The organism is Prevotella sp. AM42-24, assembly GCF_003461825.1.
GTDB lineage: Bacteria > Bacteroidota > Bacteroidia > Bacteroidales > Bacteroidaceae > Prevotella > Prevotella hominis.
Map to the genome: position 1 here is coordinate 1 of NZ_QTXV01000002.1, position 17,386 is coordinate 17,386.

Here is a 17,386-nt window from a genome sequence, read left to right on the forward strand (position 1 = left end):
CCTTATTGCAAGCAATAGATATAGAGAGTAATATGACAATATAGATATACAACAATACAGTAATATGCCAATACGTCAATATAGATATAAACAAAGATATAGGATGCCGTACTCTTTCCGAGTGGTCTTATAGACCATGTGGCAGAGGCAGAAAGTAAGCCTCCTTCTCTCAGTGAAGCATGGACAACAATCAGCTTCTGAGAAAAAGAACGAGCCTTACTTTCTGATGGCAGCCCAGAAAGTGTGCTGCATCCGTAGTATGTATGGGGTGTTGTTCGCAACGCCCCTGAAAAATGTTCGACCTCTCTCCCTTGCTGCTCTGGAGTGAAGAGAAGCTTTGCTCCTGGGCAGTTTCGCCATGTTTGCGGAATACACAGCAACGCCGTGCATAGAGAGAACTGGCGAAAGGGGATAATACACGCATAGATATATTCCATATGACACTTATATAGAATAATATTCTTTCCTATAAAGATTCTTATTACTATATATGTATTCTTTCTATACAATAACGTGTAATTATAGATAATGGTCATTCGACCATACGACTATAGGTTTGAGTTTGCCCTTTATCAACATTCTCTATCTTGATAAGAACCATTGCTCGTGATGGAATCGTGCTTGGAAGTTCTTTCATCAGTTTATCTATTATTTCGTCCACGTTGTTAAAGCCAACATCAGTGAACTCGCTGACTTTCCTTCCTCGATAAAAAATAGAACCTTTCATCATCTGACGGAACGAGAAGCGTTCAAAGACGTTGTCATTGTCCTTTGAATAGTCTCTTGATTTGTCTTCGGTGAAGAAAATCTTCTCCAAGACTTTCTCGTTCAATGCCCAAGCAGGAGAGAAGTCAATCTTGACGTAAGTTCTCGTTATGCGATGGCGGTCTGAGTGGTTCATGGCAAAGCCAACCTCGTCAATAGACGCTCCACATTCATTCTGGGCTACCGTAGCCCACGTATGACGGAACGTATATACACAATATGCCTTGTTGTGAGCGATGCCAAGGCTTTTCTCACAGATTTGCCGTATGCCACAGTTGATGTTTGCCCCAAAGCTGTCGCTACTGGTCATACGCTTGTGGAAGTCGAATAGATAAGGCGAGTTGGTCTTATCAAGATACTTGTTGAATATAGGTTGCAATATACCGGGTACCTTCATTTCTATGTAGGCGTTATCTCTTCTGAACTTGCGAGTCTTGGCTCGCTCGTAGCCTATGATGCCATCATGGTAGTTTTCCTTTTTCAGATTGAATATGTCAACCGTATTCATTCCTGCAAGACAGAGTACCATCATTGCAACATCATGTCCAAGCTCCGCCAAGGGCTTGGTGCGATCGGAAGGTGGGAGAGGAGCAGCAAAGAAAGCTCGGCACTCTTCCATGGTTATGGCTCTCTTCTCTGGTGTGTCCGACTTTGGAATTTTCACTTTCAACCACGGATTTGTTGTTATTCGCATGATACCATTGTCATAGTCGTTGAAATCAAGCAACCCCTGCCTGAATATCTGACGGACACACACCGGGTACATCTCCTTGGCTCTTGCTGTTGTGGCAAGAGACTTTATCCATCCATTGATGAACTTGGATGTGAGTTGCGAGAACATGACCTTGTTGGAACCTGCATAGCGTTCCAAATGTTGGTAGGCGAGTTCATAGTTCCTCGCATTGCGCTCCTGCCCATTGTTGTATAGGTTTGCATGGTATTGTCTTGCATAGTCTGAGAAACAGATATCGGCTGTGCCACTTTCAAGGTAGGCGATGACATCATCGACACTCCATGAGCGGATGGGCTGCTTGTTGAGCATATCGGCGAAATGGGCTATCTTGACGGTACAGGCTTCGAGGACAAAAGGATCCTTGACCTCATGGTTCTTTTTGTCCACCGATTTTGTTTCTACGATTTTGTCTGTTTTCAAATATTTCACCTTGCGGTTGTGGGTTACACGAATGTAAACAGGCCAAAATCCATCCGTCCGCTGAAATCTTGCTATAATCTTAAATGTTGCCATAATTATTTTGTAAACACGTTGTAAACATTACTTTTAAATATTAGAAACATATTGTAAACATCCATCATCATTTGTAGCATTTCAGTGGTACTTCCGCTAAAAACGAATTAAGTGGAAAGTCCTCTGTTACAAGGACTTTCCACTTAATTTATTGAGAGTCAAATATTTGCTATTATTCCTCTACAGCAGCTTGGGCGGCAGCAAGTCTGGCGATAGGCACACGGAATGGAGAGCATGAAGCATAGTTCATGCCAACCTTTGCACAGAACTTAACTGATGAAGGCTCACCACCATGCTCACCGCAGATACCAGTACGAAGATTAGGACGGGTAGCACGACCATTCTCAACAGCCATCTTGATGAGCTGACCAACACCCTCCTGGTCGAGAACCTGGAATGGATCCACCTTCAAGATCTTCTTCTCCATGTATGCAGGGAGGAATGAAGCGATGTCGTCACGAGAATAACCGAAGGTCATCTGTGTCAAGTCGTTAGTACCGAATGAGAAGTACTGAGCCTCCTCTGCTATCTGACCTGCTGTAAGCGCTGCACGAGGAATCTCAATCATTGTACCAATCTCGAACTCAACCTCTACACCGTACTCGATGAATACTTCCTTAGAAGTAGCGAGAATAATGGCCTTCTGCTGCTTGAGCTCCTGAACTGTACCGATGAGAGGAACCATGATTTCTGGGCATGGATGGAATCCTTCCTTCTTCAACTCACAAGCTGCACCAAGGATGGCGCGAGTCTGCATGGCTGTGATCTCAGGGAATGTGATACCGAGACGGCAACCACGATGACCGAGCATTGGGTTGTTCTCTGCCAAAGAATTCACACGCTTCTTGATTTCCTCTACGCTTACGCCCATTTCCTTAGCCATGGTCTCCTGACCAGCCAAATCGTGAGGTACGAACTCGTGGAGAGGTGGGTCGAGCAAGCGGATGTTCACGTGGCAACCATCCATAGCCTTGAGGATGCCGTAGAAGTCAGCCTTCTGATATGGGAGGAGCTTGGCAAGTGCTTTTTCACGACCCTCTACAGAATCTGCCAAAATCATCTCGCGCATCGCAACAATCTTCTGATCATCAAAGAACATGTGCTCTGTACGTGTCAATCCGATACCCTTGGCACCGAATGCACGAGCTACCTCTGCATCATGAGGAGTATCCGCATTGGTACGGATTTCCATTTTGGTATATTTATCGCAGAGATCCATCAGTTCCTTGAAGTCACCAGAAAGCTCTGCAGCCTTTGTCTCAATCTGACCAGCATAAACCTGACCTGTAGAACCATTCAAAGAGATGAAATCACCCTCCTTGTAAACTACACCTTCGATTTCAACGGTCTTAGCCTTATAATCTACATTGATAGAGCCTGCACCAGATACACAGCACTTACCCATACCACGAGCAACCACGGCAGCGTGGGAAGTCATACCACCACGAGCGGTAAGAATACCCTCAGCAGCAGACATACCAGCGAGGTCTTCAGGAGAAGTCTCGATACGAACCATGATGACCTTCTTGCCATCCTCATGCCATTCCTGAGCATCGTCTGCGTGGAATACGATCTGACCACAAGCAGCACCAGGAGAAGCAGGAAGACCCTGTGTGATGACCTTAGCCTTAGAGAGCGCCAACTTATCGAATACAGGGTGCAACAATTCATCAAGTTTCTGTGGCTCACAACGGAGGATAGCAGTCTTCTCGTCGATCATACCCTCGTGAAGAAGATCCATAGCAATCTTCACCATCGCAGTACCTGTACGCTTACCGTTACGAGTCTGGAGGAACCAGAGTTTACCTTCCTGTACGGTGAACTCCATATCCTGCATATCATGATAGTGGTTCTCCAACTTATTCTGCAGCGCATCCAGCTCCTTGTAAAGTTCAGGCATAGCCTCTTCCATAGAAGGATATTTAGCAACACGCTCCTCCTCAGAGATGCCTGCACGCTCAGCCCAGCGCTGAGAACCAATCTTAGTAATCTGCTGTGGAGTACGGATACCGGCTACCACGTCCTCACCCTGTGCATTGATGAGATACTCACCATTGAAGAGATTCTCGCCATTACCAGCATCGCGAGAGAAGCAAACACCAGTAGCAGAAGTATCACCCATATTACCGAATACCATCGCCATCACAGACACGGCTGTACCCCACTCTGCAGGAATGCCTTCCATCTTGCGATAGAGAATAGCACGCTCATTCATCCAACTATCGAATACTGCGCAGATGGCACCCCAAAGCTGATCCATAGGATTGTCAGGGAAATCCTTGCCAGTCTGCTGCTTGATAGCCGACTTGAATGCCTTGACAAGTTGCTTCAATTCATCTACAGACATTTCATTGTCCAGTGTGATACCGCGCTGCTTCTTCACCTCCATGATGATAGCCTCGAATGGGTCGATATCTTCCTTGTTGACAGGCTTCATGCCGAGCACCACGTCGCCATACATCTGTACAAAACGACGATAGCTGTCATAAGCAAAGCGCTCGTTACCCGTTTTACGAGCCAAGCCCTCTACTACCTCATCATTCAAACCGAGGTTGAGGATGGTATCCATCATACCTGGCATAGAAGCACGAGCACCGGAACGTACACTAACTAAAAGAGGATTTTCCACATCTCCAAACTTTGAGTTCATCAAAGTTTCAATATGCTGAACAGCTTTCTCAACTTCATCTTTGAGAAGCGCTACTACATCTTCCTTGCCTTTTTCAAAGTATTCGTTGCACACATCTGTGGTAATTGTAAATCCTGGAGGTACAGGTACACCAATAAGATTCATTTCCGCCAAGTTGGCACCCTTACCACCGAGCAAGTTTCTCATGTCGGCCTTGCCCTCAGCCTTACCATTACCGAAAGTATAAACTCTTTTTACGTCCATAATCGAATAGGTTCTAATTTATCAGTTATTGTTATTAAATTTTGTGATGCAAAAATACGATTAAAAATCGGTTCCACCAAACTTTTTACCATCTTTTTGCAATCTCGACATTACATTTTTAATTGTTTACGTACACACCATCTGCCGATAATAATTTATAAGCAAATTTGCTATTATTTTTACAAATCAACATATACCTTATTATATAAAAGGGAGAAACTTGATAATATATAGAAAAGAAGCACTTCTTTATCAAAAAAACAGAGAATCGCTACCACAGATGATTCTTTTTCGTTCCAGTTTTCATACATCTTACAAATTACTTTGGAAAAATTTTCATTTTTTACAAAAAAGTAGTATCTTTGCACTCAAAAATTTAAATATCAATCATGGGAAGAAAACGTAAACCGTTACCATTCATAGAAAATGTTACCATCGAAGCTGTGGCTGCTGAAGGAAAATGCATCACACGCGTCGATGATCAAGTCATCTTCGTACCTTTCTGTGTACCTGGAGATGTGGTAGATTTACAAGTAGTTAAGAAGAAGCATAAATACTGCGAGGCGAAAGTTGTCAGATTCATCAAGAAGAGCGACGTTCGCCAGGAACCGATGTGCGAGCATTTCGGTATCTGCGGCGGTTGCAAATGGCAGAACCTGCCATACGAAGAGCAAATCAAGGCAAAGCAGAAACAGGTGGAAGACCAGCTCACCCGCATCGGCAAGATTGAGCTTCCTGAGTTCCGTCCTATCATGGGCAGCGTGAAGACACAGGAGTATCGTAACAAGATAGAATTCGGATGCAGCAACAAGCGATGGTTTACTGCAGAAGAACTCGCACAACTTCCTCAGAAAGAAGATGATACGGTATCTTCATTAAAGGAACGCCACGCACAGAATGCCATCGGCTTTCATATCACCGGGGCCTTCGACAAGATATATCCTATCAAGAAATGCTGGCTGATGGACGACCTCTGCAATGAGATTCGCAACTACGTATTCGAGTATGCAGATTCTCACGACTATACTTTCTACGATCTGCGTGAGCAACATGGATTGTTGAGAGACATGATGATACGTAACTCCAACACAGGCGAATGGATGCTTGTATTCCAATTCCATTACGATGAAGAAGGTGACGAGCAGAGAGCGCAGGAATTGATGCAGCAAGTGGCTGACAGATTCCCGCAAATTACATCGCTCATGTATGTAAATAACCAGAAGGGCAACGATACCTTCAATGATTTGGAACTGAGTCTTTTCAAGGGCAACGACCATATCTTTGAATTGATGGAAGACCTGAAGTTCAAGGTTGATCCTAAGAGTTTCTATCAGACCAATACCGAGCAGGCTTACCACCTCTACTGCGTAGCGCGTGAATTTGCCAATCTCACAAGCAACGAGCTGGTTTACGACCTCTATACCGGTACTGGAACCATTGCCAATTTCGTGGCACACAAGGCTAAAAAAGTGATCGGTATCGAATACGTGCCAGAAGCTATCGAGGATGCAAAGGTGAACTCTCAGGTAAACCAGATAGAAAACACATTATTCTATGCTGGAGACATGAAGGATATCCTGACCAATGATTTCATCAGACAGCATGGCCGTCCTGATGTCATCATCACCGACCCTCCACGTGCTGGTATGCATCCTGATGTCATCAATGTGATTCTGAATGCAGCACCAGGTCGCATCGTGTATGTAAGCTGCAATCCTGCCACACAGGCACGCGACCTCCAGCTGATGGACGATTACTACAAAGTGGCTGCGGTTCAGCCTGTGGATATGTTCCCTCACACTCCTCACGTAGAAAACGTAGTGCTTCTCGAAAAGCGCTGCGAAACGGAGATCAAGCAGAAATTGAAGGAACACAAAGAACGCGAGAAGGCTGCTGCTGAAGCCAAAGCTGCCAAGGAAGCTGAGAAGCTCGCCCTCCAGGCAGCTCAAGCAGAGGACCTGACTGCCGAGGAACTCGCAGCTAAAAAATAAACCTTAAAACATAATAGAAAATGAAGATGAAGAATAGTATCATCATGGCGCTGATGACTATGGCGGTAACCACAGCGGGCGCGCAAGACAAGAAAACCATCGAGTTGCCAGCATGGCTCAACAACGTCAAGTTGTCGGGCTATGGCATGACTCAATATCAGTATAGCGGACAGAAGGGAAAGAAATCCAATTCCTTCAACATCCGCATGGGACGTATCGCCCTTGAAGGACGTATCGCCAACGATTTCTACTGGAAAACGCAAATCCAGTTTAATGGCAATACTTCCGACCTGGGCAGCAGTCCAAGAATGGTAGATTTGTTTGCCGAATGGCAGAAATACAATTATTTCAAGGTAAAAATTGGTCAGTTCAAGAATCCATTTACCTTTGAAAATCCGATGCACCCTATCGATCAGGGATTCATGGGATATTCTCAGAACGTAAGCAAGTTGGCTGGCTTTAGCGACCGCTCTGGCAAGCATGCATCCAACGGCCGTGATATCGGTCTGCAGTTGCAAGGCGATTTCCTCAAAAACGCTAATGGCCGCAACCTGCTGCACTATCAGATAGGTGTATTCAACGGACAAGGCATCAATGCCAAGGACGTAGATAACCAGAAGAACGTGATTGGTGGTGTATGGGTAATGCCTGTGGCAGGAATGCGCATCGGAGCTTTCGGCTGGACGGGGTCTTATGCAAGAAAGGGAAACTGGAATGACGATGAACAGGGAAATATCATTTATAAGAAGGATGCTGCCGGAAACCCGGTTCTTGACAATGAAAGGAAACCAGAAAAGGAGACATTCAGCGGTGTTCGTAAACTCAGCCAGAACCGATATGCTTTCTCATTCGAATACAAGACCAACGACTGGACCGTCCGTTCTGAATATATTCATTCTACAGGTATGGCGTTTGCTAAAAGCATAACCAATCATGGGGATGCAGCCTCTAAAGATTGCAATCTTAACAAAGAAATTGGCAATAAGGCACAGGGTGTATATGGTCTTGTCATCGCACCTATCGTGAGCAAGAAACTCTATGCAAAGGCTCGCTACGATATGTACGAGGCTAACGGCAAGACTGACATGATGAGAACCCAATACGAAGTCGGTCTGAACTATCATATCAACAAGAACTTCACCATTCTGTCAGAATATGCGTTTGTCAACGACCGCGCAAGCGCAGACCACAATTATTCTATGGCAGACGTGGAAGTTTGTTTCAGATTCTAATATATACTAAGCATAAGGAGAGATACTCATGGAAACAGAGGAAAGACATCATCACCACCATCACAGAGATGGAAGTGAACAAAGAAGTAGTGGACACAAGGAACATTACAGTCGCAGAGCAGGACACAATCGTCATACGAGATCACAGATTAGGAGAAGAATCATAGGAAGACTCCTATTCACTTTTCTTTGTCTGATAGCTCTTGCCATCATTCTTTTCATCATTTATGACCATTATTTCGGGGCATTTTAAGGCATTTCATGAGATAAAAAGCTATTCATAAAAAAAGCCAAGTCAGCAGTTCACAACAAGAATTCTGACTTGGCTTTTTTACATCAACTTGGCTTTTTACATTAAAAAGAATAGGAGAATCCTACGGATGCATATTCCTTAAACTGCCAATAGCTCTCACCCTCCTTGCGCTTGGTGCCATCATCAAAACGAGGGTAAAGGAATATATTCGTAGAAATATACTTATTAAACTGGAAAGAGAAAGTATTCTCCCACTCCAACTCAGCACGCTCATAAGTAGTATATCCATAGAGGCGGGTCTTCCATCTCAGGTTTTCCGCCATCAGCCACGTAAAGTCAACCGTAAATTCAGAACCATAATCAACAAGCCCATGCTGTCCTTCTTCCAAACCATATCGGGTGGCAAGCGAACTGCGGCCCACATATTTCCAGTTAAGAGCCAAAGGAGCGATATGCGTGCTACCCTTCAGGCGATGATTGCACCAGTCGATGGAATAATCCATACCGACAGAAAGATTCAACTTGAAAGGTGACATGAAGTCTGAGTAAACAAACTTATCATTGCTACGAAGACCTTTCGTAAACTGAGTCTGCCCGATCAGCTGCAAGGTATAATACCATCTCTTGGTAGCTTGCAAACCAAACTTTCCGGTATAACGCAGCAAATCCTCAGAGGTCTTATATTTATGCAAGGTATCCCCCTTGGAAGTCTGGTAACCCAAGCGCATTTCCAACTTGTTTTCCCACTTCACCTTCTGCTTATTGTTATAATTAGCCTGCATCGTGACACTACCCAACATCGAGTAGTTGCTCTCGCCACCTTTATACCAGTTGTCACTCACATAATTCTGGAGGAACTGCAGGTAATAATCTCCCCTGATCGTCCAGAAATTAGGTTTCGCCACATAGATTTTCATCGGCGAAGCCTCTAATTCAATAGCCTTGGGAGCCACTTCCTCCACGATATCCACCTCCGTTTTTCTCGGAGCGCCTTCAGGAATAGGAGCACCAACCATATCCAGTCTGGACTCATTACTTCTCACAAGATCAGGACGGTTTAAGTAAATGAACATCAAAGACTTATCCAGCATACATTCAAGAGAATCAGAATAGCCAGCCGGATTCAATCTGAGAAAATGATTAGCAGGAGAATGATAAAAAGTAAGCGGGGTGAAAAGTCGGGAATAGCGAATATCTTTCGCAGCATAATAGCTGGAATCGATATGAGCACGAGCTACGGATAAAGAATCCATATAATTCTTCACCCATTCAGCCGTTTCTGGTTCCAGCACCCCCTTGGTGTGCTTATGACTCTTTGGTTGTGCCCATGAAGAAAAACAAACCAAAAGAGCAGCCATCAATATATTAAATCTCAATTTCATAATCATTAAAAACTACACAATGATATAATTTAGGCGCAAAGGTAATAAATAATTCATAAAACAACGGCATTATTTGCAATAATTTTGGCTATTTCATAAATTTATAGTAACTTTGCACGCGATTATTCTAATTTAAAATATATATATCGTGACTGAAACTAAGTACATCTTCGTTACTGGTGGTGTGGTTTCTTCTTTGGGTAAAGGAATCATATCGTCTTCCATCGGTAAGCTTCTTCAAGCAAGAGGTTACAACATTACTATCCAAAAGTTTGACCCATACATCAACATTGACCCGGGTACACTGAACCCGTACGAGCATGGTGAGTGCTACGTAACAGTAGATGGTATGGAAACCGACCTGGACCTCGGACACTACGAGCGATTCACCGGTATTCAAACTACGAAAGCAAATTCTCTCACCACTGGTCGTATCTACAAGGCAGTCATTGACAAGGAACGTCGTGGCGATTATCTCGGAAAAACCATCCAGGTGGTGCCTCACATCACCGACGAGATCAAGCGCAATGTGAAGCTGCTCGGCAAGAAGTATCACTATGACTTTGTGATCACCGAGATAGGCGGAACCATCGGCGACATCGAAAGTGCTCCTTACATGGAAGCTATCAGACAGCTGAAATGGGAATTAGGCAAGAACGCTGTCAATGTGCACCTCACCTATGTGCCTTACCTGAAGGCTGCAGGGGAGTTGAAAACCAAACCGACCCAGCACTCCGTGAAGGAATTGCAAAGTGTAGGTATTCAGCCAGATATTCTGATTCTCCGCACAGAGAAACATCTCGAAGAGGGAATCATGAAAAAAGTAGCCAGCTTCTGTAATGTTGATTTGGACTGCGTGATACAAAGCGAAGACCTCGCCAGTATCTACGAAGTGCCTGTAAACATGCAGAACCAGGGTCTCGACACCGCCATTCTCCGCAAGATGGGCGAGCCTATCGGCGAAAAGCCTGCACTGGGTCCTTGGAGAACATTCCTCGACCGCAGAAGCAAGGCTACAGAGGTGGTAAACATCGGACTGGTAGGAAAGTACGACCTGCAGGATGCCTACAAGAGTATCCGCGAAAGTCTTTCACATGCCGGCACCTACAACGACCACAAGGTGAAGATTACATTCATCAATTCTGAATATCTCACAGAAGATAATGTGGCAGAGCAGTTGAAGGGTCAGGATGGCATCGTCATCTGTCCGGGATTCGGCCAGCGCGGCATTGAGGGCAAGATCATAGCAGCCCATTATACCCGCACCCACGACATTCCTACCTTTGGTATCTGCCTGGGTATGCAGATGATGGTCATCGAGTTTGCCCGTAACGTATTGGGCTACAAAGATGCCAATTCAAAAGAGATGGATGAAAAGACTCCACACAATGTCATCGACATCATGGAGGAACAGAAAAACATCTCCAACATGGGTGGAACCATGCGCCTCGGTGCATACGAATGTGTACTGAAACAAGGTTCCCGCGTCTTCTCTATATATAAGAAGGAGCACATTCAGGAGCGTCATCGCCATCGCTATGAATTCAACAATGAGTTCCAGAAGGAATACGAGAAGAACGGCATGATGTGCGTGGGACGCAACCCAGAGAGCGACTTGGTAGAAATCGTTGAAATACCAGGATTGAAATGGTATATCGGTACACAGTATCATCCAGAATACCAAAGTACCGTATTAAAACCACATCCTCTGTTCATGGATTTCGTCAAGACGGCTATCTCAAACAAGAAATAATATAAATTTCTAAAATAACAATGAACAAGAACAACATTATTGGCTTTCTTCTCATTGCCTTAGTACTCATCGGATTCAGCTGGTACACCCAGCCATCTGCAGAAGAGCAGAGAGCGGCTTTCGTACAGGATTCCATTGCCAAGGCTAAGCATGCTGAGATAGAAAAGGCCAGCAAGGCTGCCGCAGCCAAGCGCCAGGCAAATACCAAGGCTAAGATTGAGGCAGACTCTACAGCCCTCTTCTATTCTGCTTTGAAGGGTCAGGAGAAGAAGATCGTTTTGAAAAATGAGAAAGTTGAATTAACCCTCAACACCAAGGGTGGTACTGTCGAGAAGGCAGTAATCAAGGGTTATGTAGGTCACAACATCCAGGTAAAGGACGGTTCTGCCGACCAGAAGGATGTTACGCTCTTCGATGGCAAAGACCAGAGTCTTAAGTTTATGCTTGAGGCAAAGGAAGCTAACATCATCACCAGCGACCTCTACTTCACTCCATCAAACGTTACAGATTCTACGGTTACCATGACGGCTGTGGCTGGAGAAGGAAAGACGCTCTCCATGACTTATAAATTAGGTAAGGACTACATGCTCCACATGAGCTTCGCTGCTCAGGGTATGGAAGGTCTGTTCTCACCTAATTATAATAAGATGGACATCGACTGGAGTGATAAGGCACGCCAGCAGGAACGTGGTTTCATGTTCGAGAACCGCTACACCACACTCACCTATCACAATGCAGAGGGTGGCACAGACTATCTCAATGAGGGAAGCGAGAAGATCGATGAGAAAATCGAAGAGACCACCGACTGGGTATCTTTCAAGAACCAGTTCTTCTCTGCCATCATCGTAGCTAAAGACAACTTCGATAAGGATGCCTTCATGACCTCTATCCCACAGGAGAAGGGTTCTGGCTATCTGAAGCAGTTCCAAGCTAAGATGAAAACTGCTTTTGACCCAACCGGCAAGAAAGCCTCTGAGTTTGAGTTCTACTTTGGCCCTAACGATTTCCAGATTCTCAAAAATACCGAGAAGGAAAGCACCTTCGGCAAAGACCTGGAGTTCCAGAGACTCGTTTATCTGGGATGGCCTATCATCCGCTGGATCAACCGTTTCTTCACACTCTACGTGTTCGACTGGCTGAGCAAGGTATTCCCTATGGGCGTCGTACTGATTCTCATCACCTTGCTTCTGAAGCTCATCACCTACCCTATGGTGAAGAAGAGTTATATGAGTTCTGCCAAAATGCGCGTTCTGAAACCAAAGCTCGAAGCTGCTACTGCGCAGTATAACAAGCCTGAGGATCAGATGCAGAAACAACAGGCGATGATGGCTGAATATGCCAAGTATGGTGTGAGTCCATTGTCAGGCTGCTTGCCAATGTTGATTCAGATGCCGGTATGGATTGCGATGTTCAACTTCGTTCCTAATGCCATCCAGCTTCGTGGTGAGCATTTCCTCTGGATGAACGACTTGAGTACATACGACCCAATCTTTGAGTGGAACACCAACATCTGGATGATAGGTGACCACCTGAGTTTGACCTGTATTCTCTTCTGCGTAGCCAACCTGTTGTACTCATGGATGACTATGCGCCAGCAGAGAGACCAGATGGTAGGTCAGCAGGCTGAGCAGATGAAGATGATGCAGTGGATGATGTATCTCATGCCATTGATGTTCTTCTTCATGTTCAATGATTATTCATCAGGTTTGAACTTCTACTACTTTATCTCACTGTTCTTCAGTGCTGCCATCATGTGGACTCTGCGTAAGACCACCAACGACGAGAAGCTTCTCGCCATCTTGGAAAAGCGCTATCAGGAGAACAAGAGTAATCCAAAGAAGGCTAATGGCCTCATGGCAAGAATGCAGGCTCTCCAGGAGTTGCAGCGCCAGCAGCAGGAAGAGATGATGAGAAAGAAGGCTGAACTGAACGAGAAAAAGAATAATCTCGGAAAATAAAGTTTTATAGATAATAATTAAAGCGTAATGGATTATCTGGAAAAGGTGTTCGTTACGCTTTTTTTTGATAGTTTACTAGACAATTGCCAGAATTGAAAAATATCATCGAAGATTTACTCAGTCAGTATTAATTGGCACATAACATTACCCCCGAAAAGGTATAATTTGTTAAATGATATTATAAATTATACCTTTTCGGGGGTATTTTCATTTTTTATTCGTATATTTGTCCCCGAAAGGGTATAAAACAAATAAAACATGAGCAATACATTATCATCATACGTCAAGGAAATGCGCAAGCAATTCGGATTGACACAAGTGGATTTAGCTGCTAAATCGGGGGTTGGATTGAGATTTGTACGCGAATTGGAACAGGGAAAAGAAACGCTGCGACTCGACAAAGTGAATCAGGTTCTCCTCCTCTTCGGTCAGGAAATCGGCCCCGTTCCTATCAAAAAAGAATAAAAATAGAATTTTATGAAACAAGGAAAGATTTATCTCTACGACCAATACGTAGGCCTGCTGACGGAAGACGAAACAGGCTTCACCTTCGCCTACGATGCAGATTATCTGGCATCAAGTCAAGCCGAAGCCGTGAGCCTCACACTCCCGTTAACCGATGAGCCCTACCACGACACCGTTTTGTTTCCCTTCTTCGATGGGTTAATCCCCGAAGGATGGCTGCTGAATATCGCAGAAAGCAGTTGGAAAATCAACCAGCGGGATAGAATGTCGCTCCTCCTTGCCTGCTGCAAGGATTGTATCGGAGCCGTCAGCGTGATTCCGGTAGAATAAAAAACTAGAAAGGAGAAAGAATTATGGAGAAATGTCTATATTGCTATAAACCGCTCAAGCCAGGTCAGATAGATTACCATCCCACTTGCGCCAAGAAACTCTTCGGCACGAAGGAAGCACCTGTCCTACCCTATATAAGAAAGGAAATCGGCGACCTGGCAAAAAAGGTTGTGCGCGCTCAGACAACCCTCACTGGTGTTCAGGCAAAACTCTCACTCGATGTGAATCCGGGTGGAAAGAACGAGCCGTCCCGTTTCACCATCGTCGGCCTTTGGGGTAAATACATCTTAAAGCCGCAAACCGACCGCTACCGCTGTCTTCCAGAAATAGAAGACCTCACGATGCATCTCGCCGAAGCAGCCAAAATAACTGTTGTTCCCCACGGACTGATACGATTTGCTGATGGCGAACTCTGTTATATTACCCGAAGAATAGACAGGATGGATGATGGAACCAAGGTACCTATGGAGGATATGTGCCAACTATCAGAACGCCTTACGGAATACAAGTACAAAGGTTCCTATGAGCAGATAGCGAAACTCCTAAAGAAATATTCATCATTCTCGCAACTCGACCTCGTAAACTATTGGGAAGTTGTCATTTTCTCATGGATTACTGGCAATGCAGATATGCACCTCAAGAACTTCTCGCTCTACAATAACCGCAAGATGGGATATGCACTTACTCCTGCCTACGACCTGCTCTGTACCAAGATCGTAATGCCCGAAGATACCGAGGAACTCGCCCTGACACTGAACGGTAAGAAAAGAAAGATCCAAAAGTCAGATTTCATCAAAGTGATGAAAGCATCGGGACTAAACGACAAGGTGATTGCCAACATCGCCAAGAAGTTCCGTCGTTCTATCGTGAAATGGATAGATCTGATAGAAGCCTCTTTCCTGCCGGAAAGCATGAAAAAAGAATATAAGAAACTGATTCTCAGCAGAGTTATGGCACTGAGATAAATTGAAAAATTTGAGATAAATTGAAGAAATAAAAACAAATAAAGGTGTATCAAAGTCTAACAAACTCTTTGATACACCTTTTTTATATCTTTATATAGCAAGATTGAGTAATCTTTATATCGTAAGATTGGGATTACTTCTTCAATACAGGCTCGCAAGTCAAGCCTACACCTAATTTTTTGAAGATACGCTGATCCACATCGCTCAGCATCACCGTGCAGTGAACCTGACATCCACGAAGTTTAGGCAACTGCTCCAAGGCTTTTCGGCAATTCTCATCATTCTCAGAGAGAACAGAGAGAGCTACAAGAACCTCATCTGTATGAAGACGAGGATTGCGACCGCCGAGATAACTGATCTTCGTATGCTGAATAGGCTCAATCATAGACTGAGGAATCAGTTTCAGATTGTGATCAATACCAGCCAAATGTTTCATGACATTCAACAACAAGGCGGCACTACAACCTAACAGCTCACTACTATGACCGCAGATGATGGTGCCATCCTCCAACTCAATAGCCGACGAAGTATGTCCCGTCTCCTTCTTATGATTCTTAGCAGCAACAGTCACCTTACGGTAATCTGTAGAAATCTTAGCCTGATTGAAAAGCATCTGTATCTTGGCAATTTCTTCCTCATTACAAGCACCCAGAGCCAACTTGTTGGTAGCAGCATAATAGCGACGAACGATTTCATTCTTCGAAGCCTCGCAGCAAGCCTCATCATCAGAAATACAGAAACCTACCATATTCACACCCATATCCGTAGGAGACTTGTATGGATTAGAACCATAGATACCCTCGAAGAGAGCATTGAGTACAGGATAAATCTCAACATCACGATTATAGTTGATAGCAATCTTATTATATGCCTCCAGATGGAAAGGGTCGATCATGTTGACATCATTGAGATCGGCAGTAGCTGCCTCGTATGCAATATTCACCGGATGCTTCAATGGAAGATTCCAAACTGGGAAAGTTTCAAACTTGGCATATCCTGCACGCACACCACGCTTGTTCTCATTATACAACTGGCTGAGGCAAACAGCCATTTTGCCACTACCAGGACCAGGAGCTGTCACGATAACCAGAGGGCGCTCAGTTTCTACATAATCATTCTTTCCGAAACCGTCATCAGAAGCAATCAGGTTGACATCATGAGGATAGCCCTCGATAAGATAATGACAGTAGGTTTTGATACCATCACGTTCCAAGCGCTGCTTGAAAGCTGTAGCAGCAGGCTGACCGTTGTAATGAGTAATCACAACAGAACCCACCATAAAGCCACGGTTTTGGAACTCGCCACGAAGACGGAGAACATCCTCATCATAAGTGATACCCAAGTCGGCACGCTTTTTATTCTTCTCAATGTCTGCAGCACTAATCACGATAACAATTTCAATGCTATCGCTGATTTTCTGAAACATACGGAGCTTACTATCTGGCTGGAAACCAGGCAATACGCGACTTGCATGATGGTCATCGAAAAGCTTTCCGCCTAATTCCAGATAGAGCTTTCCGTCAAACTGTGAGATTCTATCCTTGATATGCTCGGATTGAATCTTCAGATACTTCTCGTTATCGAATCCTATCTTCATATTCTTTTTACTGATATAACTAATTCTCTATTGATTGAACAAATCGAGTGCAAAAGTACAAAAAACTATCGAAATATCAAAAAAAAATTGTACCTTTGCACACAAAAAAGTAAAAAACAACAAGAATGATGAACGGAATTTATACAATTCTTCTATTGGTATTGAGCAACATATTCATGACGCTGGCATGGTATGGGCATCTCAAACTTCAGCAGACAGGTATAAGTAGCCATTGGCCACTCATTGGAGTTATCGCCTTCAGTTGGGCCATAGCCTTCTTTGAATATTGCTGTCAGGTACCCGCCAACCGTATCGGTTTTGTAGATAACGGAGGTCCTTTCAACCTCGTACAGCTCAAGGTCATACAGGAATGCGTTTCTCTCATCATCTTTGCGATCATCGCTAATATCCTCTTTCAGGGACAAGGTCTGCACTGGAATCATGCTGCTGCATTTATCTGTCTCATCGCTGCAGTTTATTTTGTATTCATGAAATAGAATAATCTACAGATTATCAAGGTGTTACAAGATATCTATTAAAGGAATGCAAAGAGGAC

General features: G+C 44.3%; 12 protein-coding genes and 1 pseudogene. 9 read left to right on the forward strand and 4 right to left on the reverse strand.

Translation table 11 applies throughout. The features are described from left to right. Nucleotides 1-532 precede the first annotated feature (532 nt). Both DW917_RS00925 and ppdK read right to left on the reverse strand, forming a co-directional pair. The gene (locus tag DW917_RS00925) at nt 533-2,011 is read right to left on the reverse strand and encodes a phage integrase SAM-like domain-containing protein (protein WP_118115615.1); all 1,479 of its coding nucleotides are present in this window, start codon (nt 2,009-2,011) and stop codon (nt 533-535) included. A 172-nt stretch (nt 2,012-2,183) separates the two neighbouring features. After that, nucleotides 2,184-4,904 (reverse strand): pyruvate, phosphate dikinase, encoded by a 2,721-nt coding sequence (gene ppdK, locus DW917_RS00930; RefSeq protein ID WP_118115617.1) that lies wholly within the window; start codon nt 4,902-4,904, stop codon nt 2,184-2,186. A 389-nt stretch (nt 4,905-5,293) separates the two neighbouring features. On the opposite strand from ppdK, the pseudogene rlmD reads away from it, so the two are divergent. The 3 genes and pseudogenes from rlmD to DW917_RS17050 all read left to right on the forward strand — a co-directional run. Then, nucleotides 5,294-6,742 (forward strand): annotated as a pseudogene (gene rlmD / locus DW917_RS00935) (23S rRNA (uracil(1939)-C(5))-methyltransferase RlmD); the annotation flags it as partial. Nucleotides 6,743-6,921: 179 nt separating this feature from the next. Continuing rightward, a complete protein-coding gene (locus DW917_RS00940) occupies nt 6,922-8,127 on the forward strand; it encodes a porin (protein ID WP_118115856.1) in 1,206 nt (401 codons plus the stop codon). A gap of 28 nt (nt 8,128-8,155) precedes the next feature. Beyond that, on the forward strand, nt 8,156-8,380 hold the full coding sequence (locus DW917_RS17050; RefSeq protein ID WP_147344096.1) for a hypothetical protein: 225 nt from the start codon (nt 8,156-8,158) through the stop codon (nt 8,378-8,380). Between the two features lie 101 nt (nt 8,381-8,481). Here DW917_RS17050 and DW917_RS00950 read toward each other — a convergent pair whose 3' ends face one another. Continuing rightward, nucleotides 8,482-9,762, reverse strand: a complete 1,281-nt coding sequence (locus DW917_RS00950) for a DUF3078 domain-containing protein (RefSeq protein ID WP_118115858.1) — start codon at nt 9,760-9,762, stop codon at nt 8,482-8,484. Between the two features lie 148 nt (nt 9,763-9,910). On the opposite strand from DW917_RS00950, the gene DW917_RS00955 reads away from it, so the two are divergent. From DW917_RS00955 to DW917_RS00975, 5 genes are all read left to right on the forward strand, one after another. Further along, a complete protein-coding gene (locus tag DW917_RS00955; RefSeq protein WP_118115622.1) occupies nt 9,911-11,515 on the forward strand; it encodes a CTP synthase in 1,605 nt (534 codons plus the stop codon). A gap of 20 nt (nt 11,516-11,535) precedes the next feature. Then, entirely contained in the window at nt 11,536-13,473 is a 1,938-nt protein-coding gene (gene yidC / locus DW917_RS00960; RefSeq protein ID WP_118115624.1) for a membrane protein insertase YidC, read from the forward strand. 258 nt (nt 13,474-13,731) lie between these two features. Continuing rightward, the gene (locus DW917_RS00965; RefSeq protein ID WP_022111675.1) at nt 13,732-13,938 is read left to right on the forward strand and encodes a helix-turn-helix transcriptional regulator; all 207 of its coding nucleotides are present in this window, start codon (nt 13,732-13,734) and stop codon (nt 13,936-13,938) included. 12 nt (nt 13,939-13,950) lie between these two features. Then, the gene (locus DW917_RS00970; protein WP_118115626.1) at nt 13,951-14,268 is read left to right on the forward strand and encodes a HipA N-terminal domain-containing protein; all 318 of its coding nucleotides are present in this window, start codon (nt 13,951-13,953) and stop codon (nt 14,266-14,268) included. Between the two features lie 23 nt (nt 14,269-14,291). Then, nucleotides 14,292-15,233 (forward strand): HipA domain-containing protein, encoded by a 942-nt coding sequence (locus DW917_RS00975; protein ID WP_118115628.1) that lies wholly within the window; start codon nt 14,292-14,294, stop codon nt 15,231-15,233. Between the two features lie 133 nt (nt 15,234-15,366). Here the strand turns inward: DW917_RS00975 and DW917_RS00980 are convergent, their stop codons facing one another. Continuing rightward, nucleotides 15,367-16,830, reverse strand: a complete 1,464-nt coding sequence (locus DW917_RS00980; RefSeq protein WP_118115630.1) for a DUF1846 domain-containing protein — start codon at nt 16,828-16,830, stop codon at nt 15,367-15,369. 128 nt (nt 16,831-16,958) lie between these two features. Between DW917_RS00980 and DW917_RS00985 the strand changes: the two genes are divergently transcribed. Further along, nucleotides 16,959-17,327 carry a DMT family protein gene (locus DW917_RS00985; protein WP_118115860.1) on the forward strand — a complete coding sequence of 123 codons (369 nt, stop codon included), beginning with the start codon at nt 16,959-16,961 and terminating at the stop codon, nt 17,325-17,327. Nucleotides 17,328-17,386 lie beyond the last annotated feature (59 nt).

Bases quoted from the DNA above. Each gene is read 5' to 3' on its own strand.
- yidC (WP_118115624.1), top strand. From the start codon at position 11,536: ATGAACAAGAACAACATTATTGGCTTTCTTCTCATTGCCTTAGTACTC.
- DW917_RS00980 (WP_118115630.1), bottom strand. From the start codon at position 16,830: ATGAAGATAGGATTCGATAACGAGAAGTATCTGAAGATTCAATCCGAG.
- DW917_RS00950 (WP_118115858.1), bottom strand. From the start codon at position 9,762: ATGAAATTGAGATTTAATATATTGATGGCTGCTCTTTTGGTTTGTTTT.
- DW917_RS00985 (WP_118115860.1), top strand. From the start codon at position 16,959: ATGAACGGAATTTATACAATTCTTCTATTGGTATTGAGCAACATATTC.
- DW917_RS17050 (WP_147344096.1), top strand. From the start codon at position 8,156: ATGGAAACAGAGGAAAGACATCATCACCACCATCACAGAGATGGAAGT.
- ppdK (WP_118115617.1), bottom strand. From the start codon at position 4,904: ATGGACGTAAAAAGAGTTTATACTTTCGGTAATGGTAAGGCTGAGGGC.
- DW917_RS00965 (WP_022111675.1), top strand. From the start codon at position 13,732: ATGAGCAATACATTATCATCATACGTCAAGGAAATGCGCAAGCAATTC.
- DW917_RS00975 (WP_118115628.1), top strand. From the start codon at position 14,292: ATGGAGAAATGTCTATATTGCTATAAACCGCTCAAGCCAGGTCAGATA.
- DW917_RS00970 (WP_118115626.1), top strand. From the start codon at position 13,951: ATGAAACAAGGAAAGATTTATCTCTACGACCAATACGTAGGCCTGCTG.
- DW917_RS00940 (WP_118115856.1), top strand. From the start codon at position 6,922: ATGAAGAATAGTATCATCATGGCGCTGATGACTATGGCGGTAACCACA.
- DW917_RS00925 (WP_118115615.1), bottom strand. From the start codon at position 2,011: ATGGCAACATTTAAGATTATAGCAAGATTTCAGCGGACGGATGGATTT.